This window comes from Polaribacter atrinae (assembly GCF_038023995.1).
In the GTDB taxonomy this organism is placed as follows: domain Bacteria; phylum Bacteroidota; class Bacteroidia; order Flavobacteriales; family Flavobacteriaceae; genus Polaribacter; species Polaribacter atrinae.
This window is the reverse complement of record NZ_CP150660.1, coordinates 2,092,337-2,116,090: the sequence shown is the minus strand read 5'-3', so window position 1 is coordinate 2,116,090 and position 23,754 is coordinate 2,092,337. Positions and strand designations below refer to the sequence as shown.

Here is a 23,754-nt window from a genome sequence, read left to right as displayed (position 1 = left end):
CTACAAATAAATAAGATTATGTCAGAACATCATCATAAAGAAACATTTGTAACAAAATATATTTTTAGCCAAGATCATAAAATGATTTCTAAGCAGTTCCTTGTAACTGGTATGTTTATGGGAATCATTGGTGTATTTATGTCTATGTTATTTCGTATGCAAATTGCATGGCCAGAAAAATCTTTTTCTATAATTGAAGCATTTTTAGGCCCTCATCAAACAGACGGTGTAATGAACCCAGATATGTACTTAGCATTGGTAACAATACACGGTACTATAATGGTGTTCTTTGTATTAACAGCAGGATTAAGTGGTACTTTTTCTAACTTATTAATTCCGTTGCAAATTGGAGCTAGAGATATGGCATCTGGTTTTTTAAATATGGTATCTTATTGGTTATTCTTTATTTCAAGTATAATCATGGTAATATCTTTATTTGTAGAAGCAGGTCCAGCATCAGCAGGATGGACTATCTATCCTCCGTTAAGTGCATTACCCCAAGCAATTCCAGGTTCTGGAATGGGTATGACATTATGGTTAGTTTCTATGGCTATATTTATTGCATCTTCTTTAATAGGTTCTTTAAACTATATAGTTACTGTTTTTAACTTAAGAACAAAAGGAATGAAAATGACAAGATTGCCTTTAACAATTTGGGCTTTATTTGTAACTGCAATTATAGGTGTAGTTTCTTTCCCTGTTTTATTATCAGCAGCTTTATTATTAATCTTTGATAGAAGTTTTGGAACTTCATTCTATTTATCAGATATCTTTATTGCTGGTGAAGTATTACATTATCAAGGTGGGTCTCCAGTATTATTTGAGCACTTATTTTGGTTCTTAGGTCACCCTGAGGTTTATATTGTAATCTTACCTGCCATGGGTATTGTTTCAGAAATTTTGGCTATCAATTCACGTAAACCAATATTTGGATACCGTGCAATGATTGGTTCTATTATAGCAATTGCATTTTTATCTACAATTGTTTGGGGACACCATATGTTTGTTTCAGGAATGAATCCTTTCTTAGGTTCTGTATTTACATTTACAACGTTATTAATTGCAATTCCTTCTGCTGTAAAATCATTTAACTGGCTTACAACACTGTGGAAAGGGAATCTTCAATTAAATCCTGCTATGTTATTTTCTATCGGATTGGTTTCTACATTCGTAACAGGAGGTTTAACAGGTATTGTTTTAGGCGATTCTGCTTTAGATATTAATGTTCATGATACGTACTTTGTAGTAGCGCATTTCCACTTAGTAATGGGAGTTTCTGCAATTTTTGGAATGTTTGCTGGTGTGTACCACTGGTTTCCTAAAATGTACGGTAGAATGATGAACAAGACTTTAGGATACTGGCATTTCTGGTTAAGCATTATTTGTGCTTACGGAGTTTTCTGGCCAATGCACTTTATAGGTTTAGCAGGTTTACCAAGAAGATATTATTCTAACACAGCATTTCCTATGTTTGATGATTTATCTGATATTAACATTGTAATTACATTATTTGCCTTAGTTGGTGGTTTTGCTCAGATATTCTTTATTTCTAACTTCTTTATCTCTATTTATAGAGGAGAAAAAGCAACTATGAACCCTTGGAAAGCAAATACTTTAGAATGGACAACTCCTGTAGATCATGTACATGGAAACTGGCCAGGGAAATTACCAGAAGTACATAGATGGGCTTATGATTATAGTAAGCGTGTAGACGCAGAAGATGATGATAGTGCTTATTTACACGGTGAGGATTACGTTTTACAAACGGTACCTTTGTTAGATGGTGAAGAGCCTTCTTAGATTGTAAAAATATCATTTAGTTATAAATGATTCTTAATATAAAAACCAGTGATATTACATCACTGGTTTTTTGCTTTTATAAGTTTCTATAAGAATGTTTATATGCTGATGTTTCTTAGTGTAATACCCTCATACAACTTAAATAGATGGGGTAATAGATACTTTTATATGTTTTGTTTAAACTTATATGCTTTTAAAATATAAATTCTACTAGCAAGATTTATAAGTTAGTTTAAAAAAGCTAGATATATAACAAATGAATACATTTATATATATTTGTATTAACACTAGATTATTTTAAGAAAGTTGAATTTATTTGTGAACCTATTTCAATTTTTAGTCTACACTTTATTTATTTCAAGCATTAAATTTCCTTTAACTGCAATCTTCACAAAGTTGTTGATCTTGTTCTAATTGATGAAGTTATCTATTTTATCATTCGGTATAAATCCTTTTAGAATGAGGAAAATACCACATACAAAAAGGATAATTCCCATTATTCTTTTCATTCTATAAATAACCAAAGGAGTCATTTTATTTTTTAGCTGTTTTGCCAAAAGTATTTTTCCTAGATCTGTTACTGCATAACCAAGAATTACCGTTGCAAAGTACCAAAAGATACTATTAGGATTCATGTCTAAAGTAGGACCTATAACTAATACGGTGCCTAACCAAAATGCCAAAACACCAATATTGATAAAGTTTAAAAAGTATCCTTTAAAGAATAGTTTTATATAATTACTCTTAACAGGAACTTCAATTGTCTTGGTGTGCTCTAAAGCTTCCTTTTTGTTTTGTTTATCAAAGTATGTAATCAATCCGTAGACGATTAATACCAAACCACCAACAAAATAAAGTCTAGGATCGTCTTTTATCTTTTCTAATAAAGACCTACTTCCGTAATAAGCGATTAATATAAAAGTAATATCACCTAATATTACTCCAATATCAAATGAAATGGCCGCTCTAGCACCTTTTAAAATACTAATTTGAATTAGCATAAAGAATACTGGTCCTATCATAAAAGCCATGAAAAAACCTATTAAAAAAGCATTTTTAAAGTCGTAAATATCCATTTTCTAAAATTAAGATTTTTAATCGAGGGACAAAAAAAAAGGATGGAAAAACCACCCTTTATTAATGTTGTATTTATGTACTCATCATCATATAGTTATGCAGTTTTGCATCATTATTTTCTAAACATCATCAAAATCTATAGAGATTTTTGAAGTTGTTGGATATGCTTGACAAGCTAAAACCAATCCTTCTTCTATTTCACTATCCGTTAAAATTGAATTCTTAACCATTACGGCACTACCCTCTGTAACTTTACACATACATGTGCTACAAACACCACCTTGACAAGAATAAGGGGCATCTAAGTTATTACGTAAGCTTGCAGAAAGAAGATCATCTGTTTGCTGCATGGTAAACGTAGTTTCTTCATCATCTAACATTACAATTACTTCCGTTGTACCTTCCTTTATTTCAGAAACTGCTTCTTCATCAAGAGAAACCGTAAACAATTCAAAATGAATATTTTCTTTTGCAAATCCACGTTCAGTAAGTGTTGCAGAAACCTCATTAATCATACTTTCTGGTCCGCATAAAAATGCTGAATCGAAAGAAGTGTCTTTGTAACTGTTGTTGATGTAGAAATTGGTGTGTGCTTTATCTATTCTACCAAATAAAGAACCTTCTTGTTGTTCTCTACTACAAATGTAGTGTAGGTTAAAACGATCTTGGTTTGATTCTTTTAAAGCGTCCAATTCACTTTTAAAGATGGTATCCTCTGCTGTTTTGTTTCCGTAGATTAATGTAAAAGTAGACGAAGTTTCGTTTTCTAATACATCTTTAATCATAGAAAGTATTGGAGTAATACCAGATCCAGCTGCAAAAGCGATGTAATTTTTATTTGCTTTAGGTTCTAAAGTAAATTTTCCTTCTGGTTCAGAAATTTCTATAAAATTTCCTTCCTTTAGTTCTGTGGTAGCATACGTAGAAAAAGTACCATTTTCTACCGCTTTTATTGCCACTTTTAAATAATTATCACTTGGAGAAGAACAGATAGAATACGCTCTTCTAACCTCTTTTCCGTTAATTGTTTTCTTAAGTGTTAAGTATTGTCCTGCATGAAAAGCAAATTTTGCTTTTAAATTACCAGGTATTTTAAACACAAGAGAAACCGCATCTGCAGTTTCTCTTATCACTTCTTGTATGTTTACTTTGTGAAATGTTGACATTAAAAATGTATATTTTACACCAAATTATTTTCAATTAAATATTCGGCAATTTGTATTGTGTTTGTAGCTGCTCCTTTTCTAAGGTTATCTGCAACAATCCACAAATTTAAGGTATTTTCTTGAGATTCATCTCTTCTAATACGTCCAACAAATACTTCATCTTTATCATGTGCGTTTATTGCCATCGGATAAACGTTGTTAGCCAAATCATCTTCTACAATAACACCAGGAGTTTCACTTAATATTTGTCTAACCTCTGCTAAATCAAATGCATTTTCAAACTGAACATTTACAGCTTCAGAATGTCCACCAGCGGTAGGAATTCTAACAGCAGTTGCCGTTACAGAAAAAGAATCATCACGTAAAATCTTTTTTGGTTCTTTTACCAATTTCATTTCCTCTTTAGTGTATCCATTTTCTAAGAAAACATCACAATGAGGAATTGCATTTCTACCAATTTTATGAGGATACGCCATTTCGCCATCAATACCAGCCTCTTCATTATCTAATTGCTGTACCGCTTTTACACCAGAACCAGAAACAGATTGATAGGTAGAAATAACTACACGTTTCATTTTATATTTTAAATGTAAAGGAGACAATACTGCAACTAACTGAATTGTAGAACAATTTGGGTTTGCAATAATTTTATCATCCTTCGTTAAAACATCTCCGTTAATTTCTGGTACCACTAATTTCTTAGTAGGATCCATTCTCCAAGCAGAAGAATTATCAATAACAGTTGTACCAACTTCGGCAAATTTAGGTGCCCATTCTACAGAAGTATCTCCACCGGCAGAAAATAAAGCAACATCTGGCTTCATTTTTACGGCATCTGCTAAGGTTACTATGGTATATTCTTTTCCTTTATAGGTTAATTTTTTTCCAGCAGATCTTTCAGATGCTACAGGAATCAATTCCGTTATTGGTAAATTACGTTCTTCTAAAACTTTCAACATTACTGTGCCCACCATTCCAGTTGCACCAACTACAGCTATTTTCATCGCCTAAAAATTTAATATTATAAATTGAGTTACAAATATCCTAAAAATAATAATCATACAAATCACTTAAATCGTTCTAAATCAACTAAAGTTTAAAATTGATTCACAAAAATTTCTAATGTTTAAATTTAAACTTTATTGTCATTGCGAGGTACGAAGCAATCTTATTTTATTCTTTAGAAGCTATTTCCAGCTTTCCGCACTCGCTTTTTTTGTCTAAAAAGCCAAAAAAGAGCTCAAACAAATGCTTCAATCTGGGCTAAACCTGTTTACTAACTTATTTTAGTACACTGTAAAACCTAGTAAATCCCTGATAAAAGTCATAAAATCTGTTTCTAAAATTTGTAACTTTGCAATTATAGAAACTGAAACAAATTCAGTTTAAAACGTTAAACAATTAGTATAGCATGCAACTGTACAATAAGTTAAGCGCCATAGAACGCGCTGCATTAATAGACGAAGCTGGTAAAGACCGCTTAACAATTTCTTTTTATCAATATTTTAAGATAGAAAACCCACAATTACTTAGAGACAAGTTATTCCTAGAATGGAATGCATTAGATGTACTTGGTAGAATTTACGTTTCTTACGAAGGTATTAATGCGCAACTTTCTGTTCCATCAGAAAACTTTTATGCTTTAAAAGAACAATTAGACAGTATTTCTTTCTTAAAAGACATCCGTTTAAATGTTGCTGTAGAACATGATAATAAATCGTTTTTAAAGCTAAAAGTAAAAGTTAGAAACAAAATTGTTGCTGATGGTTTAAATGACGAAACTTTTGATGTTACTGCAAAAGGAGTTCATTTAAATGCAAAGGAATTCAATGAGATGTTAGCAAATCCAAACACAGTTTGTGTAGATATGCGTAACCATTACGAAAGTGAAATTGGTCATTTCGATGGCGCTGTAACACCAGATGTAGATACTTTTAGAGATTCTTTAGATATTATAGAAGAAGATTTAAAAGACAACAAAGAAGACAAAAACTTGTTGATGTATTGTACTGGCGGAATTCGTTGCGAAAAAGCATCTGCGTATTACAAACACAAAGGTTTTAAAAATGTTTTTCAGCTAGAAGGCGGAATTATAGAATACACGCGTCAAGTAAAAGAAGAAGGAATAGAGAATAAATTTATCGGTAAAAACTTTGTGTTCGATCATAGAAGAGCCGAACGTATTACAGACGATGTCGTTTCTAACTGTCACCAATGTGGTAAAGCGTGTGATGAACATACCAACTGTGCAAATGAAGCATGTCATTTATTGTTTATTCAATGTGATGAATGTTCAGAAGCTATGGAAAACACCTGTTCTACAGATTGTCAAGAAATAATTCAATTGTCTTTTGAGGAGCAAAAAGAGCTTAGAAAAGGGAAGGGAAATAGCAATAAAATATTTAAAAAAGGAAGATCTGAAGTTTTAAAGTTTAAGAAGTAAGACATGCAAAAAATCGAATTAATGGCACCAGCCGGTAATTTTGAATCGATGCAGGCTGCTTTAGATAATGGTTGCGATTCTATTTATTTTGGAGTAGAGCAACTAAATATGCGAGCAAGAGCTTCTGTTAATTTTACTTTAGATGATTTAGAAGAGATTTCTAAAAGATGTTCAGAAAAAAAAGTAAGAACCTATCTTACCTTAAATACCATAGTTTACGACCATGATTTATCAATAGTAAAAACATTGATAAAACGTGCAAAAGAAGCAAATATAACTGCGGTAATTGCCATGGATCAAGCAGTGATTTCTATGGCGAGAGAACAACAAATGGAAGTTCATATTTCTACACAAATTAATATTACAAATATAGAAACTGTAAAGTTTTATGCACTTTTTGCTGATACAATTGTCTTAAGTAGAGAGTTGAGTTTACGACAAGTAAAAAAGATTACAGAAGCAATTGAGAAAGATCAAATAAAAGGACCTTCTGGTAAATTAATTGAAGTTGAAATTTTTGGTCACGGTGCTTTGTGTATGGCTGTTTCGGGTAAATGTTATATGAGTTTACATTCTCATAATTCATCAGCAAATAGAGGTGCTTGCAAACAAAATTGCAGAAAAAAATATACAGTTATCGATCAAGAAACTGGTTTTGAAATGGAATTGGATAATGAGTATATTATGTCTCCAAAAGATTTATGTACCATCGATTTTTTAGATCAGGTTGCAGAGGCAGGAATCAAAGTTTTAAAGATTGAAGGTAGAGGAAGAGCGCCAGAATATGTAGCCAAAGTAATTAAATGTTACCGAGATGCTATAGATAGTTTGGCTAACGGAACGTATGATAATGAGAAGGTGATTTCTTGGATGCAAGAATTAGAAAAAGTCTACAATCGTGGTTTTTGGAATGGTTATTATTTAGGTCAGAAATTAGGAGAGTGGAGTAAAGAATCTGGCTCTCATGCAACACAAAAGAAAGTGTATTTAGGTAAAGGAGAACATTATTTTGACAAAGCTAAAATTGGTCAATTTAAAATTGATGCCTATGATGTTGCGGTAGGAGACACTATTTTAATTACCGGGCCAACAACTGGAGCTCAAGAAATGGAAGTTAAACAAATGTTTGTAAATGATGCTTCTGCCCAAAAAGCAACAAAAGGAGACGAAGTTACCATGAAGTTAGATTTTAAAATTAGAAGATCAGACAAGTTGTATAAGATTGTAAAAACTGAATTCGCAGTAAGCTAATGGTGGTAGTTACATTGCAAAGAAACAAGTGTATTGGTTGTAATTACTGCGTAGAGTTGGCTCCAAGTCAATTCCAGATGTCAAAAAAAGATGGCAAAACGGTGCTGTTACATTCCGTAGAAAAGAAAGGTTTTTTTACCATAAAATCTTTTGATGAGTCTATTTTTGATTGTTCTAACGAAGCAAAAAAAGCGTGTCCTGTTAAAATTATTGAAGTAAAACAGATTTAATAAGTACATAAACTAAATATAGAAAGGCCTCATTTTTGAGGTCTTTTTTTGTTGAAAAAAGAGATTTTTTATACGAATACTAATTTAATCCATGCAAATACTAAACGAATTAGTGGGTAAACAACTATTCATACTACATTTGGGTATCATCAAATAAAAAATTAGTTATGAGAACTTTATATTAACCTATTTTTTCATTCTTTGAGAATGCGTATATTTACGAATTAGTGAAGATTAGGCTGTGTTTGTGTATCGGTCTGATAATCAAATTATGAACCAAGAGGTTTTTAGAATTTATAGAGAGGTTTTTTAGTGGATTTGCTGCTAAAAATATGCTATAAAAAATATCAACTATAAAAATATATATACTTACATGGCATGTGGAAGTTGTGGTACAACAGAAAATGGAGTACCAAAAGGTTGCAAGAGTAATGGTAATTGTGGGTCAGGAACCTGCGGAAGTGGTAGTAATAAACTAGCCGTTTTTGATTGGTTGTCTAATATGACGTTACCAAGTGGACAAGAAAGATTCAATATTTTTGAAGTCCGTTTTAAGAATGGAAGAAAGCATTTTTTTACAAATCCAGATAATTTACCCATCACTATGGGAGATATTGTTGCGGTAGAAGGTGCTCCAGGACATGATATTGGTACGGTTTCTTTAGCAGGAGAATTGGTGAAAGTGCAAATGAAAAAACGCAAAATTACCGCAGATCATGAAGATGTAAAGAAGATTTACAGAATAGCAAGTCAGAGAGATATTGATATTTGGCAACAAGCCAGAGGGAAAGAAGAAGAAACGCAACGAAAAGGAAGAGAGATTTTAGGACGTTTAGGTTTGCAAATGAAATTATCTGATGTAGAATATCAAGGTGATGGCAACAAAGCTACGTTTTATTATACGGCAGATACAAGAGTAGATTTTAGACAGTTAATTAGAGATTTGGCAAGTGCATTCTCTATTCGTGTAGAAATGAAACAAGTAGGTGCAAGACAAGAAGCGGCTCGTTTAGGAGGTGTTGGTTCTTGTGGTAGAGAATTGTGTTGTTCTACCTGGTTAACAGATTTTAGAAAAGTAACAACTTCTGCGGCACGTTATCAACAATTATCTTTAAATCCTTTAAAGTTAGCAGGACAATGTGGTAAATTAAAATGTTGTTTAAATTTTGAATTAGACACGTATTTAGATGCTTTAAAATCGTTTCCTAAACAAGATGTAGTCTTAAAAACAGAAAAGGGAGATGCTGTCTTTGTGAAGATGGATATTTTTAAAAACCACCTTTGGTATACATACAAAGAGGAACGTTTTAAATGGTTTAGACTTACTTTAGAACAAGTTCTAGAAATAGTTGATCTGAATAAGAATAACGAGAAATCTATTTCGTTAGAAGAATATGAAGCAGATGTAGAAATTCCAGTAAAAGTAGATTTCGAAGATGCTGTTGGGCAAGATAGTTTAACACGTTTTGATGTTCCAAAGACGAGTAATCGTAAAAAGAATAATAGAAATAGAAATAAGAAAAAACCGGTTGCAGTTGCTAGTAATAATCGAAGCAAGCCAGCGGCAAAGGCAATCCCTGGTCAAAAAGCGAAACCAAACCCAAATCAGAAACGAAAGCCTCAGATAAAAAAACAACCAAATACCAATCCAAATCAGAAACCTAAGCCAAGACCTAATCCGAATCAAAAACCAAATCAAAAGGTTAAAGACGATGTTGCTCAGAAACCTAAGCCAAGACCAAGGCCAAAACCAAGGCCTAAAGCTCAAGGAGATGTAAATAAACCAGAAGGAGAAGTAAAAAAGGTAAATAAGCCAAGAAGAAATAATAGAAACCGTAAAAATAACAACCCGAAAAATGATGACAGTTCTGAAAAGAAGTAGTTTTTCAATTGTTTTAGTAACTCTATTTTTGATGTTTTCTTGTGACGATAAATCAGATTTTAATCTATATAAATCAATAGATAATGAAGGTTGGAAAGCAAATGAAAAAATATTTTTTGAGTTTGATGTAAAAGACACTATTTCTCCAAAGAACTTGTTTATTAATATTAGAAATAATAATGAGTATGCCTATAGTAATTTGTATATTATTACAGAGCTTATTTTTCCTAATAAAACAAAGGTTGTAGACACTTTGCAATATGAAATGGCTGATAAAACAGGGCAGTTTTTAGGTGTTGGGTTTACAGAGATTAAAGAGAATAAATTATTTTATAAAGAAAAAAAGGCATTTCCAATTTCTGGGAATTATATATTTAATGTGCGCCATGCAATGCGTAAAAATGGTGAAGTAAACCCAATTGAATTTTTAAAAGGAATTCAGGATGTTGGTTTTAGCATAGAAAATTAAATTAGAAGATGACACAAAAGAAAACAACAGATTTTAAAAAATATATCAAATGGTTTTGGTTGCTAGTTCTAGGTGGATTTGCATCAATATTATTATTGTTTTTAATAGCTTCTTGGGGTGGTTTAGGAAAATTACCAACGTTTGAAGAATTAGAAAATCCAGAAAACAATTTGGCAACAGAAATTATTTCTTCAGATGGTAAAACATTAGGGAAATATGCTACAGAAAATAGAACACCTATTAAGTTTAATGATTTACCAGAGAATTTAATAAAAGCATTAGTTGCAACGGAAGATGAACGTTTTTTTGAGCATTCTGGTATTGATTTTAAAGGAACTGCAAGAGCAATCTTAAAACCAGGAAGTGGTGGTGCTAGTACTATTACGCAGCAATTGGCAAAAATGTTATTTACAGGTAGAGCTTCTAGAAATATTTTTTTAAGAATTGGTCAAAAAGTAAAAGAATGGGTTGTTGCTACAAAATTAGAAAGACAATATACCAAAAATGAGATTTTAACAATGTACTTAAATAAGTATGATTTTATAAATCAAGCAGTGGGTATTCGTTCTGCAGCACGTATTTACTTTGGTAAAGAACCAAAAGAATTAGAGGTACAAGAATCTGCAATGTTGGTTGGTATGTTAAAAAATGCATCACTATTTAACCCTTTAAGAAGAGCAGAGCGTGTAAAAAATCGTAGGGACGTTGTGTTAAAACAAATGAATCGTAGCGAGTTTATTTCTTTACAAGAAAAAGATTCTTTACAAGCACTAGATTTAGGTTTAGACATCCATAAAGAAGGACACAGTGATGGTTCTGCAACTTATTTTAGAACCTATTTGCAAAAATACTTAAGAAAATGGGTAGAAGAAAACCCAAAACCCAATGGTGAAGAGTATAATATTTTTAGAGACGGTTTAAAGATTTATGTAACCATAGATTCTAGAATGCAAAAATACGCAGAAGAAGCTACAGAAGAACATATGTCTAACCTACAATCCTATTTTTTTGAGGAGCAGAAAAGAAACAAAAATGCCCCTTTTTATGATTTAGAGCAATCTGAAATTAATTCAATTCTAGAAAGAGCAAAGAAAAATTCAGATAGATATAAGCGATTAAAAATTGCAGGAAAATCTAGTAAATACATCGATGAAGTTTTTAAAACAAAAACGGAAATGAGTGTCTTTTCTTGGAAAGGAGATATTGATACTATTATGTCTCCAATAGATTCTGTAAGATATTATAAATACTTTTTACGTTCTGGGCTGTTATCTATAGAACCACAAACTGGTCATATTAAAGCTTGGGTAGGCGGTATTAATAATAAACATTTTAAATATGATGCAGTTGCACAACAGAAAAGACAAGTAGGTTCTACTTTTAAACCATTTGTGTATGCTGCAGCAATTAATCAATTAAAATTATCTCCTTGTGATAAGTTTCCAAACATACCTTATACAATTCCAAAAGGAAAATATGGAATTCCAAAAGCATGGACACCAGAAAATGCGAGTAGAAAGTATGGAGGAATGTTAAGCCTAAAAGATGGTTTAGCAGGATCTGTAAATACAATGTCTGCAAGATTAATAGATATGGTTGGTCCAGAAAATGTAGTTCGTTTAGCAACATCTGCAGGTATAGAAAGTCATATTGATGCTAACCCTGCAATAGCATTAGGTGCTGTAGATTTATCATTATTAGAGATGGTAAGTGCATATGCTACATTTGCAAATCAAGGCTTACGAGTTGCTCCAATGATTTTAACAAGAATTGAAGATAAAAACGGAACCGTTTTAGAAGAATTTACACCAGAAACAAAAGAAGTTCTTAGTGAAGAATCTGCTTATGTTGTGTTAGATTTATTAAAAGGAGTTACCCAATCTGGTTCTGGTGTTCGTTTACGCCTATCTTGGAAAAGAGCAGATTATATTACAGGGAATCCTTATGGATTTACAAACCCTATTGCAGGTAAAACAGGTACTACTCAAAATCAATCGGATGGTTGGTTTATGGGGATTGTACCTAATTTAGCAACAGGTGTTTGGACTGGTGGAGAAGATAGATCAACTCATTTTGCAGGTATTGCAAAGGGACAAGGAGCTACAATGGCTTTACCATCTTGGGCGTTATATATGCAAAAGGTTTATGCAGACAAAACGTTAAATGTTAGTAAAGCAGATTTTGAAAAACCAGATAATTTATCAATAAATATTGATTGTAATGATACTTCTGATGATGAAGATTCACCTATAGAAGAAGATACCGATTTTTAGTCTAAAAAGAGTCTCCTACTTGTTAGGAGATTCTTTGTTTCAATAAATTCTTTATTTTGCACTAAATTTATTTTTCAGTAAATTACAAGAATGTGGCTTCACGCGTAATCGAGAAGCTCTAAAACAAGAACATTATGATCAATAAAAAAGTAAACAACGTAGCAGATGCTTTAAAAGGTGTTAAAAATGGAATGACTTTTATGTTGGGAGGTTTTGGTTTATGTGGAATCCCAGAAAATGCAATTTCAGAACTCGTAAAATTAGATATTAGAAATGTTACATGTATTTCTAACAATGCAGGTGTAGATGATTTTGGTTTAGGTTTATTGCTTCAAAATAAACAAATCAAAAAAATGATTTCTTCTTATGTTGGCGAAAATGATGAGTTTGAACGTCAAATGTTATCTGGAGAATTAGAGGTAGAATTAACACCTCAAGGTACTTTAGCAGAAAAATGTAGAGCAGCACAAGCTGGTTTTCCTGCATTTTATACACCTGCAGGGTATGGAACAGAAGTTGCAGAAGGAAAAGAAACCAGAGAGTTTGATGGAAAAATGTATGTTTTAGAACCTGCTTTTAAAGCTGATTTTGCCTTTGTAAAAGCTTGGAAAGGTGATGCTGCAGGTAATTTAGTTTTTAAAGGAACCTCAAGAAACTTTAATCCAAATATGTGTGGTGCTGCAACAGTTACCGTTGCAGAAGTAGAGGAGTTGGTTGAAGTTGGCGAGTTAGATCCTAATAATATTCATATTCCAGGAATATTTGTACAACGTATTTTTCAAGGTAAAGATTACGAGAAAAGAATTGAACAAAGAACGGTAAGACAAAAATAATAGTTATGGCTTTAGACAAGATTGGTATTGCAAAGCGAATAGCGCAAGAAGTTCAAAATGGATTTTACGTAAACTTAGGTATTGGAATTCCAACCTTGGTTGCAAATTACGTACGAGAAGATATAGAAGTTGAGTTTCAAAGTGAGAATGGTGTTCTAGGAATGGGCCCTTTTCCTTTTGAAGGAGAAGAAGATGCAGATATTATAAATGCAGGTAAACAAACCATTACTACAATGCCTGGAGCAAGTTTCTTCGATTCTTCCATGAGTTTTGCGATGATTCGTGGTAAACATGTAGATTTAACTATTTTAGGAGCTATGGAAGTTGCTGAAAATGGAGATATTGCCAACTGGAAAATTCCAGGTAAAATGGTAAAAGGTATGGGTGGGGCTATGGATTTAGTAGCGTCTGCAGAAAATATTATTGTTGCCATGATGCATACCAATAAGCGTGGAGAATCTAAGATTTTAAAGAAATGTTCTTTGCCGCTAACAGGTGTTGGTTGTGTAACAAAAATAGTAACAAACTTAGCGGTATTAGAAGTAAAGAATAATGTATTTCATTTGTTAGAAAGAGCTCCTGGAGTTTCTGTTGAAGAAATTAAGAAAGCAACCGAAGGTACCTTGGTTGTAAATGGAGAAATACCAGAAATGGACGTTTAACGTCTTTAAGTATTTATTAAGTAGAGCAATAAAATAAAAATAAGAGTGTTTTCTTTTTTAGGAAATTAAAAAGCATACATGAAGATAATATCATACAACGTAAACGGAATTAGAGCTGCATTAAAAAAAGGGTTTTTAGATTGGTTAAAAGCTGCAAATCCAGATGTAATTTGCATCCAAGAAACCAAAGCCCATAAAGAACAATTAGATCTTACCGATTTTGAAAATGCAGGTTATCCATATCATTATTGGTTTTCTGCACAAAAAAAAGGATACTCTTCTGTAGCCATTTTTTGTAAAGAAAAACCAAACCATATAGAATATGGAACCGGAATAGAATCTATGGATTTTGAAGGTAGAAATTTACGTGTAGATTTCGATAAAGTTTCTGTAATGAGCTTGTATTTGCCTTCTGGGACAAATTCTGAAAGGTTAGACTTTAAGTTTAAATACATGGATGATTTTCAAGAATACATCAACAATTTAAAACAAGAAATTCCGAATTTAGTAATCTGTGGAGATTATAATATTTGTCATGAAGAAATTGATATTCACAACCCGAAAATGAAAGGTGTTTCAGGTTTTTTACCAGAAGAAAGAACGTGGATTGGTGAATTTATTAAAAATGGATTTATAGATAGTTTTCGTTTCCTAAATCAAGAAAAACAAGAATATTCTTGGTGGAGTTATAGAGCAAATTCTAGAGCAAACAATAAAGGTTGGCGTTTAGATTATGCTATGGTTTCAGAACCTTTAAAAGAGCAAATTTCTAGAGCATATATTTTGCCAGAAGCAAAACATTCAGACCATTGTCCAATTGCTTTAGAACTTGATATTTAAAATAAAACATGAAGAAACTTATTATATGTCTCTTATTTACGAATACTATTTTTTCACAAATAAAAAAAGATAGTTTATTTATAACCCAAGATACCATACAAGAACCTGTTAGAAAAAGTTTTTTTTCTGACGCAGATTTAGACGCAATTGATAGCTTATTAGTCGATGAAAAATTTAATTCGGCATTAGTAGACTCATTGAGTTATGTAATAAATGATATAGATATTACAGGGAATACAAGTATTGTTTTAACAACAGATTTACTGAAGCTACGTCTTACTGCTTTAAATAGTAAAACGCCTTTTAACTTAGCGTTTAATCCATCTTTAGAAAACGTTATTAATAGTTATTTACTATATCGTAAAAAATACTATCCAGCTTTAATGGCAAAGGCAAAATATTATTTTCCAATGTTTGAGCAATATCTAGATCAATATGATATTCCTTTAGAAATGAAGTATTTGGCTATTGTTGAGTCGGCTTTAAGACCTAAAATAAAATCGCCAGTTGGGGCAACAGGTTTGTGGCAATTTATGTACGGTACAGGTATAGAATTCGATTTAAAGGTGAGTTCTTATGTAGATGAGCGTCAAGATCCAGTAAAAGCAACCATTGCAGCTTGTAAATATTTAAGTCAATTATTTACTGTTTTTGGAGATTGGGATTTAGCTTTAGCGGCTTATAACTCCGGTCCTGGAAATGTTAGAAAAGCAATAAAACGTTCTGGTGGATATACAAATTATTGGAATATAAGACCTTATTTGCCAAGAGAAACGGCAGGTTATGTACCTGCTTTTTATGCAACGATGTATATTTTTGAATATGCAACTGAACATAATATTTATTCTGAACTTCCTCAATTTTTTAATTTTCAGACAGATACTATTAAAATTAAAAGAACCATTAGTTTCGATCAAATTTCAGAGAAGACCGCTATTGATGAAGATGTTTTATCTGAACTAAATCCGTCTTATAAATTAGATATTATTCCGTTTGTAGAAGATAGAGAGTATGCATTAAGACTACCAAGTGATAAGGTTATTGAGTTTTTAGATAAAGAAAAAGAAATTTATGCTTTAGCAGATACAGATGATGCACAAAGAGAAAAACCTTTACCTAAATACTTTGAAATGGATCAACGTATTCGCTATAAAGTAAAAAGTGGCGATTTTTTAGGTAAAATAGCAAATAAATTTGGTGTTCGGGTAAGTGATCTAAAACGTTGGAATAGTTTAAAAACAAGCCGATTAAAAATAGGGCAGAGGTTGTCTGTATATCCTAAGAAATTAGGAAAATAGACACTGTATAAAGAAACCATAAGTCCTATATTGAATACGAAAAAGACACAGTAAACCAGCTTTAAAGTATTTCTGATAAACATTTTTATTTTTCTTAGAAATACTTTAAAAGTGGAACAGTATTTGGGGTGTTAAACTTTTAGAAGTTAGAACCAACTTTATAATATAAAAATAACGAAACTCATGAAAAAAATATTTACGCTACTTGCAATTACAGTTTTATTAACCTCATGTGGTGGAGGTAATGATAAAATTACTTTACGATCATCAGTTGGTAAAGTAAACAAAGTAATGGTAGTTACCAAAGCTAGTGATTGGGCTGGTGATATTGGTAAAGAAATAAGAAATTCTTTTGGAGAATTAATGGTAGGTTTGCCACAACCAGAGCCTCTTTTATCTGTCTCACAAGTAGCGCCAAACGGATTTGGAACAATGATGCAGGTTGGTAGAAATATTATGGTTATTGGTGTTGCAGACGAAGAAGAATACTTTGTAAGAAATAATGTTTATGCACAACCTCAAACAATTGTTTATGTCTATGCAAAAGATAAAGCGGGTGTTGTAAAAATGTTTAAAAAGCACCAAGAAGAAATTATTAAAACCTTTATAGAATCAGATGTAAATATGCTTCAAAATTTGTTTTCAAAAAACAAATTGGATGATTCTCAATTTAAAACATTACAAAATTTAGGAATTTCATTAACCATTAATAATAAATTTAATACGGTAGATGATACAGGAGATTTTTTATGGTTACGTCAACATTTATCAAGCGGAATTGCAAAAACAGGTAGTAATAATATTTTAGTGTATTCTGTTCCTTTAGAAGATGAAACACAAGTGTTGGATAGTATTGTAGCTGTTAGAAACAGAATTGGTAAAAAATACATACCTGGTTCAGATCCAGAAACCATGCACATGATTACAGAAAAAGCATATACTCCTTTTACTTTTGATGCAGTTATAGATGGTAAAAAAGCTTATGAAACTCGTGGTAAGTGGGAGGTGAAAAACGATTTTATGGCTGGACCATTTTTAAATTATACGGTGGTTGATAAAAAGAACAATCGATTAATTGTTTTTGAAGGCTTTACTTATGCACCTTCTGTAAATAAAAGAGCATTTTTATTTGAGTTGGAGGCAATTGCAAAATCTATGAAGATTCAATAAAAGTACTTTGTAAATTATTATTAAAACCGAAAGCAAATGCTTTCGTTTTTTTTTATGGAATAAATTGCTAATTTCAGATTACTTATATTTGGTATTCAACCAAAAACTTTTTTAATCATGGAAACGAATATTTACATCTTTCTTTTAGCGGCTTTAGTCCCTTTATTTATTGGTTTTGTATGGTATGGTCCCTTATTTGGAAATATTTGGATGAAAGAAATGGGGTTTACTAAAGAGTCTTTAGCGGGCAAGAATATGATATTAACATTTATATTCTGTTATATATTTAGTTTTTTTATTGCTTTCCTTTTACAATCACTAGTAATTCATCAAGGTGGTGTTTTCTCTACAATGTTAGAATCCGGTTCAATGGAATTACAAGGTGAAACGTTGGCTTATTTTGAAGACTTTATGACTAAGTATGGAAATAATTATAGAACATTTAAACACGGTGTATTACACGGTGTTTTGACTGGAGTATTTTTTGTCTCACCAATTTTATCAATTATAGCAATGTTTGAAAGAAAATCTGTAAAATATGTTGCTATTAACGCTGGTTATTGGATGGTAACCTTGGCAATTATGGGAGGTATTATATGTGAATGGGCATAGAGTTAAAGCATATCTAAAAAATAAAACCACGCATTTAGCGTGGTTTTTATATAGGTAAAAATTGGTTTAGTAACCAATTTTTGACCTTACTCTTTTTAGTACTCCGTTTGCAACTACAGTCGCTTTTTCAGCTCCAATTTTTAAAGCTTCATCAATTTCGTGTTTGTTTTCCATAAAGTGATTGTAACGATCTCTTATTGGAGAAAACTGCTCAAGAATCAATTCATATAAAGCTTGTTTTGCATGTCCGTAGCCATAATTACCACCTTCGTAATTTGCTCTCATTGTTGCAATCTGCTCATCAGAAGCTAATAATTTATAGAGTCCAAAAACATTATCTGTATCTGGGTTTTTAGGATCTTCTAAACCTAAACTATCCGTTTTAATAGACATTACTTGTTTTCTTAACTTTTTATCTGGTAAGAAAATATTGATAATGTTATTTCTAGATTTACTCATTTTTTCACCATCAATTCCTGGAACTAATTTTGTGTTTTTTTGAATTTCTGCTTGAGGCGGAACCAATGTTTCTCCCACAATATTGTTAAATCTATTAGCAACATCACGTGTCATTTCTAAATGTTGTAATTGATCTTTACCCACAGGTACAATTTCTGCATCATACAATAAAATATCTGCAGCCATTAACATTGGGTAGGTAAATAAACCAGCGTTAACATCACCTAATCTATCTGCTTTATCTTTAAATCCATGCGCCAAAGTTAATCTTTGGTAAGGAAAAAAACAGCTTAAATACCAAGTTAACTCTGTGGTTTGTGGTATATCACTTTGTCTATAAAATATGGTTTTATTAATATCTATTCCACAAGCAAGCCAGGTTGCAGCAACACTGTATGTGTTTTCTCTTAATTCTTTTCCATCCTTAATCTGAGTTAAAGAATGCATATCTGCAATAAATATAAAAGATTCATTTTCTGGACTATTTGCCATTTTTATTGCTGGTAAAATAGCTCCTAATAAATTTCCTAAATGTGGAGTTCCTGTACTTTGTACACCTGTTAAAATTCTAGACATTACGTTGTTTTTATCTTTTTTTGATTGAGAGATTCTAATTTGCTCTCCGCAATTACAAAAATAAGGTTTTGTTTAAGAAAACCTATCAAACAAAAGAATATTAGTATTTTTGTTTCTTAGTAGAATTTAAGAGAATACCTTTATTCTTTTTAAGTGATTACTATTTTAAATCATCTAGCAACTTTTATTGATTCTATGAAGTACCTTAAGGTTCCTTTTCTTTTAATTTGGCGTTTGTGGTTTTACCTTTTAATGATCATAACTATTTTAGTGATGTCTCCACTTTTATTGTTATTCACTTTTAAAGAAGCGCACTATCATATTTTTTGGAGAATTGCTAGAATTTTATCTAAAGTTCTAATTTACGGAATGGGTTTTCGTTTAAATGTACAATTTGATGAAGAATTAGAACCGAATAAAAGTTATATGTTTTGCCCAAATCATACTTCTTTAATGGATCCTTTTGTTTTGATAGCTATTAGTAAAAACCCTATTGTATTTGTTGGTAAACAAGAGCTGGTTAAAATACCTGTTTTTGGCTTCTTTTATAAACGAGTTGTTATTATGGTTGATAGAAATAATCCAGAAAGTAGAAGGAGAGTTTTTAGCATGGCTAAAAAAAGGTTGCAAAACGGAGTAAGTATGGCTATTTTTCCTGAAGGATTAGTGCCAGAAGAAGATGTAGTTTTAGCGCCATTTAAAAAAGGGGCTTTCAGTTTAGCTATAGAGTTTGAAATACCTATTGTACCCCAAGTTTATTACGATTGTAAACGTTTGTTTTCTTGGGATGTTTTTAAAGGAGGTATGGGCGTTTTTAGAGTGCGCCAGCATAAATTTATTTCAACAAAAGGATTTTCTATTAAAGAAAGAGATCAATTAAAAGACAAAGTATTTAATATCATTTACAAGGATTTGGCTAGTGATAAAAAGTACATGAAAGATACAAATAGAAAAAAATGAAAGAACAATTAAATCATGGGTATTCAGAAACAGAAGAACGCTTAAATGTTTGGTCTCATGGTTTAGGTTTGCTTGCAAGTAGTATTGTTTTTCCTTTTTTAATAGTAAAAGCAACCAACTATTCTAACTTTTGGGATATTGCAAGTTTTGTAATTTATGGGGTAAGTTTACTTGTTTTATATGCTGCTTCCACTTTTTATCATGCGGCAAAAAATCCGAAGAAAAGAAGACGATTAAATATTTTTGATCATGCAGCTATTTATGCTTTAATTGCTGGGAGTTATACCCCTTTTTGCCTGGTAGCTTTAGACTCTGACCTAGGTTGGTATATGTTTATAGCAGTTTGGATTTTTGCCTTAACAGGAATTATTTTAAAGTTATTTTTTACAGGAAGGTTCGATAAAATTTCTACAGCAATGTATCTTTTAATGGGATGGCAAGTGGTCTTTTTTATAAAACCATTAATGGTTGCCTTACCAAGTTTTAATTTGAACTTATTAATTGGCGGAGGTGTTTTTTATACCATTGGTGCGGTTTTATATTCCATTAAAAAAATACCTTACAACCACGCAATTTTTCATGTATTTGTTTTATTAGGTAGCATCAGTCATTTTATAGCCATCTATTATTTGTAATCTTTAATCCCAATTTTTAAAAGGATGTTTACTAATGCTAGAATTATAGTATTTTACCTGACCTGTAACTTCTTCGCTTAACCAATCTGGTTTGGTAAAAAGTTCGTTTTCTGAAGATAATTCTACTTCTGCAACTGTTAAACCTTTGTTGTCACCATAAAACTCATCCACTTCAAAAGTATGATTCCCTACTTTAACTAAATATCTTGTTTTATCAATAATACTAGGTTCACATAGTAAAAGTAAGTTTTCTGCTTCTAATTTGTCAATTTCTTTTTCCCACTCAAAACGAGTTGTTCCTGTTGCGTTAGACCTCCCCTTAATAGTCATAAAAGCTTTTTCATCAGCAATTCTAACTCTTACAGTTCTATTTTTATCAGAATTTAAATACCCTTGTTTAATGCTTTTTTGAGCAAAACTTTCACTCTTAAAATCGTCGTTTTGTACTAAAAACTTTCTTTCTATTTCTACGCTCATAAAATGTTTTTTTGCGATAATTTAAATGTACTAGTAGGTAAGGTTCTTTTTTTATTTTGATAAACACCAAACACAAAATCAGACTGATTTTCTTTTAAAAATCATTACAAAAGTACTTTTTTATAATAAACTGTCATCCTCTATACGTATTCTTTTTAGATGAATGTTTTATAAAAAAGAACAAACATCAATAGAAATATGGTTAAAAAGTGTACTAATACTAGCATGTTTACGTTTAATGATAAAAAAGAAATATCTTTGGGATATCAAATCTAAATGATGAAAAAACTCTTTATACTTTTTACCTTATTTTTCTCATTATCGTTTTCTGCGCAGACAGATTATAGTGCTTCTTGGGAAGACTTTTATTCTTACAATAATGTAAAAGACTTTGTTAAGGTAGATGATGTTGTTTATGCATTGGTAGACAATGCTGTTTTTACGTATGATGTAGTTACTAAAGAGACAGATAAATTGTCTTCTGTACATGGTTTATCTGGAGAAACTACAAGTTCAATTCATTACAATAGTACTTTTAAAAGACTTGTAATTGGTTATGAAAGCGGATTGGTAGAGGTTGTTGATAAAGATGGTCTAATAACGATTTCATCGGATATTGTAAGTTTTAATCAATCTGGAGAGAAAAGTATAAATGATATTACAGAGTATGACGACAAATTGTATTTGTCTACCCCATTTGCTATTGTAGTTTATGATATTGATAGATTAGAGTTTGGAGACACCTATTTTATTGGATCAGAGTCTAGTGCTATAAGAATTAATGCAACAATTGTTTTAAATGATGTTATTTATGCAGCAACAGAAAATGGAGTTTATACGGCAGATATAAACAATACATCTTTAATAGATTTTAATAATTGGCAACAGCAATTTAACGGTAATAATTTTAAGAAATTAGTAGCATTTAATAATAGAGTATTTGCCATATCTGGATCTAAATTGTATGAAATAAATGGCGGTACTTTAAATCAAAGAAGAGATTTTTTTCAAACAATAATTGCTATTAAAAGTGATGCTAATTTTTTATCAGTAACTTTTAATACTACTTCTGTAATTTTAAATACTTCTTTAAATACCGCTTTTCAATTTGATTTAAATACAGAATTCGATTTTACTTTAAACAATTCTTTTTTTGAAGATAATAACATTTTTTTAGCAACCAAAGAGTTTGGTATTTTGCAAAGTAATAGTACCAGCATTAATTATTTAGAAATTCACCCAGAAGGTCCTTTAGAAAATGATGTTTTTTCTATTGCAGCCAGTAATAATAATGTTTGGGTTGTTTATGGTGGATATGACGATATTTATACACCTATAGGAAATAGAATTGGTTATATAAGCCACTATAATGACGGAGAGGCTGACGGAGAAAAATGGAAAAACATATATTTAAATTCAGATGCTCCTTTTTCAGATTTAAACCACATTACAATCGATCCAAATGTAGAAAATAGAGTTTACGTTAGTTCTTTTGGAGATACAAATGCAACATCAGATACTAATAAAAATGCTACAGGAGGTTTATTAGTGATAGAGAACGATGAACTTAAAACCTTTTATAATCATTTAAATAGTCCGTTAGCAGATATTGAAGCAGCCGACCCAAACAGGGTAACGGTAAGGGTTAGTGGTACTATTTTCGACCCTGAAGGAAACTTATGGGTTACAAATGTTTTGGTAGATAATGAGTTAAAAAAACTTTCTACAAGTGGTAGTTGGTCTAGTTTTGATATGAGATCTGTAGAAACTAATAGTGGTAGAGCAGGTATAAGTGAAATTGCTATTGATAGAAATAACAGTCTTTGGTATGGATCTAGAGGAAACGGTGTATATGTATTTAATGAGAGCGGAGCTAGAAAAAAGGCATTAATTGCAACGCCTAATTTAGGGAATCTTCCGGATGTAAATGTACAATCTGTAGTTGTAGATGGTAGCAATAGAGTTTGGATTGGTACTAGATCTGGCTTGGTTATGTATAATAATGCATCAGGTGTTTTTGATGATGCAACTCCAAATGCAAACGCAGTAGTTATTAACGGAAATGAAGATGGTTTTGGAGAAAGACTTTTAGGAGATCAAAGGGTTAATAGCATTGTGGTAGATGGCGCAGATAATAAGTGGTTTGGTACAGATAATGGAGGTGTAATTTATACCAATCCAAACGGACAAACAACATTGGCAAATTTTAGTATGCAAAACTCGCCATTACCATCTAATAAAATTGTTAAAATAGCGGTAGATGATAGTACTGGTAAAGTTTATTTTGCTACCAATAAAGGGATTGTAGTTTATAATAGTAAAGTGGCGCCTTTTGGCGATGTGATTCCAGAGATTTATGCTTATCCAAATCCTGCATTAAAGAATCATGAAACGATTACTATTGATGGTAGAAACGGCACACATTTACCAAAAGGGACCAATGTAAAAATAATTGATGTTGCTGGTAACTTGGTGCATGAAACGAATGTGGTAGAAGGGCAGGAGTTGCAAGGAGGTAAAGTAGTATGGAATAAAAAAAATCTTGCAGGTAACAATGTAGCTTCTGGTATTTATATTGTATTATTATCTAATGATGATGCAACAGAAACTGCCATTACAAAAATTGCAATTGTAAATTAAA

The 23,754-nt window shown here is 31.5% G+C and carries 21 protein-coding genes; 16 read left to right on the top strand and 5 right to left on the bottom strand.

Features of this window, described 5'->3' with window-relative positions; translation table 11 throughout:
- Window positions 1-18: 18 nt before the first annotated feature.
- Window positions 19-1,800 carry a cytochrome c oxidase subunit I gene (locus WG945_RS09280; protein WP_068447286.1) on the top strand — a complete coding sequence of 594 codons (1,782 nt, stop codon included), beginning with the start codon at window positions 19-21 and terminating at the stop codon, window positions 1,798-1,800.
- A 410-nt stretch (window positions 1,801-2,210) separates the two neighbouring features.
- On the opposite strand, the gene WG945_RS09275 is transcribed toward WG945_RS09280, so the two are convergent.
- The 3 genes from WG945_RS09275 to WG945_RS09265 form a co-directional block, all read right to left on the bottom strand.
- Window positions 2,211-2,876 (bottom strand): LysE family translocator, encoded by a 666-nt coding sequence (locus WG945_RS09275; RefSeq protein WP_068447283.1) that lies wholly within the window; start codon window positions 2,874-2,876, stop codon window positions 2,211-2,213.
- Between the two features lie 120 nt (window positions 2,877-2,996).
- Window positions 2,997-4,043: a ferredoxin--NADP reductase gene (locus WG945_RS09270; protein WP_068447281.1), complete on the bottom strand. Its 1,047-nt coding sequence runs from the start codon at window positions 4,041-4,043 to the stop codon at window positions 2,997-2,999.
- A gap of 14 nt (window positions 4,044-4,057) precedes the next feature.
- Window positions 4,058-5,047 (bottom strand): aspartate-semialdehyde dehydrogenase, encoded by a 990-nt coding sequence (locus tag WG945_RS09265; protein WP_068447279.1) that lies wholly within the window; start codon window positions 5,045-5,047, stop codon window positions 4,058-4,060.
- A gap of 407 nt (window positions 5,048-5,454) precedes the next feature.
- Here WG945_RS09265 and WG945_RS09260 point away from each other — a divergent pair, with 407 nt between their 5' ends.
- The 12 genes from WG945_RS09260 to WG945_RS09205 all read left to right on the top strand — a co-directional run bounded on the left by WG945_RS09260 (window position 5,455) and on the right by WG945_RS09205 (window position 18,006).
- Entirely contained in the window at window positions 5,455-6,486 is a 1,032-nt protein-coding gene (locus tag WG945_RS09260) for a rhodanese-related sulfurtransferase (protein WP_068447277.1), read from the top strand.
- A gap of 3 nt (window positions 6,487-6,489) precedes the next feature.
- Window positions 6,490-7,737, top strand: coding sequence for a peptidase U32 family protein (locus WG945_RS09255; RefSeq protein ID WP_068447275.1), 1,248 nt, complete (start codon window positions 6,490-6,492; stop codon window positions 7,735-7,737).
- The gene (locus WG945_RS09250; protein ID WP_068447273.1) at window positions 7,737-7,967 is read left to right on the top strand and encodes a ferredoxin; all 231 of its coding nucleotides are present in this window, start codon (window positions 7,737-7,739) and stop codon (window positions 7,965-7,967) included. The genes WG945_RS09255 and WG945_RS09250 overlap by 1 nt, the downstream gene beginning before the upstream one ends.
- 373 nt (window positions 7,968-8,340) lie before the next feature.
- On the top strand, window positions 8,341-9,849 hold the full coding sequence (gene ricT, locus WG945_RS09245; protein ID WP_068447271.1) for a regulatory iron-sulfur-containing complex subunit RicT: 1,509 nt from the start codon (window positions 8,341-8,343) through the stop codon (window positions 9,847-9,849).
- Window positions 9,824-10,318 carry a gliding motility lipoprotein GldH gene (locus WG945_RS09240; protein ID WP_082864133.1) on the top strand — a complete coding sequence of 165 codons (495 nt, stop codon included), beginning with the start codon at window positions 9,824-9,826 and terminating at the stop codon, window positions 10,316-10,318. The genes ricT and WG945_RS09240 overlap by 26 nt, the downstream gene beginning before the upstream one ends.
- 8 nt (window positions 10,319-10,326) lie before the next feature.
- Window positions 10,327-12,591: a penicillin-binding protein 1A gene (locus WG945_RS09235; RefSeq protein ID WP_068447267.1), complete on the top strand. Its 2,265-nt coding sequence runs from the start codon at window positions 10,327-10,329 to the stop codon at window positions 12,589-12,591.
- A 134-nt stretch (window positions 12,592-12,725) separates the two neighbouring features.
- The gene (locus tag WG945_RS09230) at window positions 12,726-13,424 is read left to right on the top strand and encodes a CoA transferase subunit A (RefSeq protein WP_068447264.1); all 699 of its coding nucleotides are present in this window, start codon (window positions 12,726-12,728) and stop codon (window positions 13,422-13,424) included.
- Window positions 13,425-13,429: 5 nt separating this feature from the next.
- Entirely contained in the window at window positions 13,430-14,086 is a 657-nt protein-coding gene (locus WG945_RS09225) for a 3-oxoacid CoA-transferase subunit B (protein ID WP_068447262.1), read from the top strand.
- A 78-nt stretch (window positions 14,087-14,164) separates the two neighbouring features.
- Window positions 14,165-14,926 carry an exodeoxyribonuclease III gene (locus tag WG945_RS09220; RefSeq protein ID WP_068447260.1) on the top strand — a complete coding sequence of 254 codons (762 nt, stop codon included), beginning with the start codon at window positions 14,165-14,167 and terminating at the stop codon, window positions 14,924-14,926.
- A gap of 8 nt (window positions 14,927-14,934) precedes the next feature.
- Window positions 14,935-16,224, top strand: a complete 1,290-nt coding sequence (locus tag WG945_RS09215) for a lytic transglycosylase domain-containing protein (protein WP_068447259.1) — start codon at window positions 14,935-14,937, stop codon at window positions 16,222-16,224.
- A gap of 183 nt (window positions 16,225-16,407) precedes the next feature.
- Complete coding sequence (locus WG945_RS09210; RefSeq protein ID WP_082864132.1) at window positions 16,408-17,394, top strand: DUF4837 family protein; 987 nt, start codon at window positions 16,408-16,410, stop codon at window positions 17,392-17,394.
- 117 nt (window positions 17,395-17,511) lie between these two features.
- The gene (locus WG945_RS09205) at window positions 17,512-18,006 is read left to right on the top strand and encodes a DUF1761 domain-containing protein (RefSeq protein ID WP_068447257.1); all 495 of its coding nucleotides are present in this window, start codon (window positions 17,512-17,514) and stop codon (window positions 18,004-18,006) included.
- Between the two features lie 66 nt (window positions 18,007-18,072).
- Here WG945_RS09205 and trpS read toward each other — a convergent pair whose 3' ends face one another.
- A complete protein-coding gene (gene trpS, locus WG945_RS09200; protein ID WP_068447256.1) occupies window positions 18,073-19,041 on the bottom strand; it encodes a tryptophan--tRNA ligase in 969 nt (322 codons plus the stop codon).
- Between the two features lie 195 nt (window positions 19,042-19,236).
- Between trpS and WG945_RS09195 the strand changes: the two genes are divergently transcribed.
- Together WG945_RS09195 and trhA are read left to right on the top strand one after the other, a co-directional pair.
- Entirely contained in the window at window positions 19,237-20,001 is a 765-nt protein-coding gene (locus tag WG945_RS09195) for a lysophospholipid acyltransferase family protein (protein ID WP_068447456.1), read from the top strand.
- Window positions 19,998-20,636, top strand: coding sequence for a PAQR family membrane homeostasis protein TrhA (trhA, locus tag WG945_RS09190; RefSeq protein WP_068447254.1), 639 nt, complete (start codon window positions 19,998-20,000; stop codon window positions 20,634-20,636). The genes WG945_RS09195 and trhA overlap by 4 nt, the downstream gene beginning before the upstream one ends.
- A 3-nt stretch (window positions 20,637-20,639) precedes the next feature.
- Here trhA and WG945_RS09185 read toward each other — a convergent pair whose 3' ends face one another.
- Window positions 20,640-21,113, bottom strand: coding sequence for a CYTH domain-containing protein (locus WG945_RS09185; protein ID WP_068447253.1), 474 nt, complete (start codon window positions 21,111-21,113; stop codon window positions 20,640-20,642).
- A 279-nt stretch (window positions 21,114-21,392) separates the two neighbouring features.
- Between WG945_RS09185 and WG945_RS09180 the strand changes: the two genes are divergently transcribed.
- Window positions 21,393-23,753 (top strand): hypothetical protein, encoded by a 2,361-nt coding sequence (locus WG945_RS09180; RefSeq protein ID WP_068447252.1) that lies wholly within the window; start codon window positions 21,393-21,395, stop codon window positions 23,751-23,753.
- Window position 23,754: the final 1 nt, after the last annotated feature.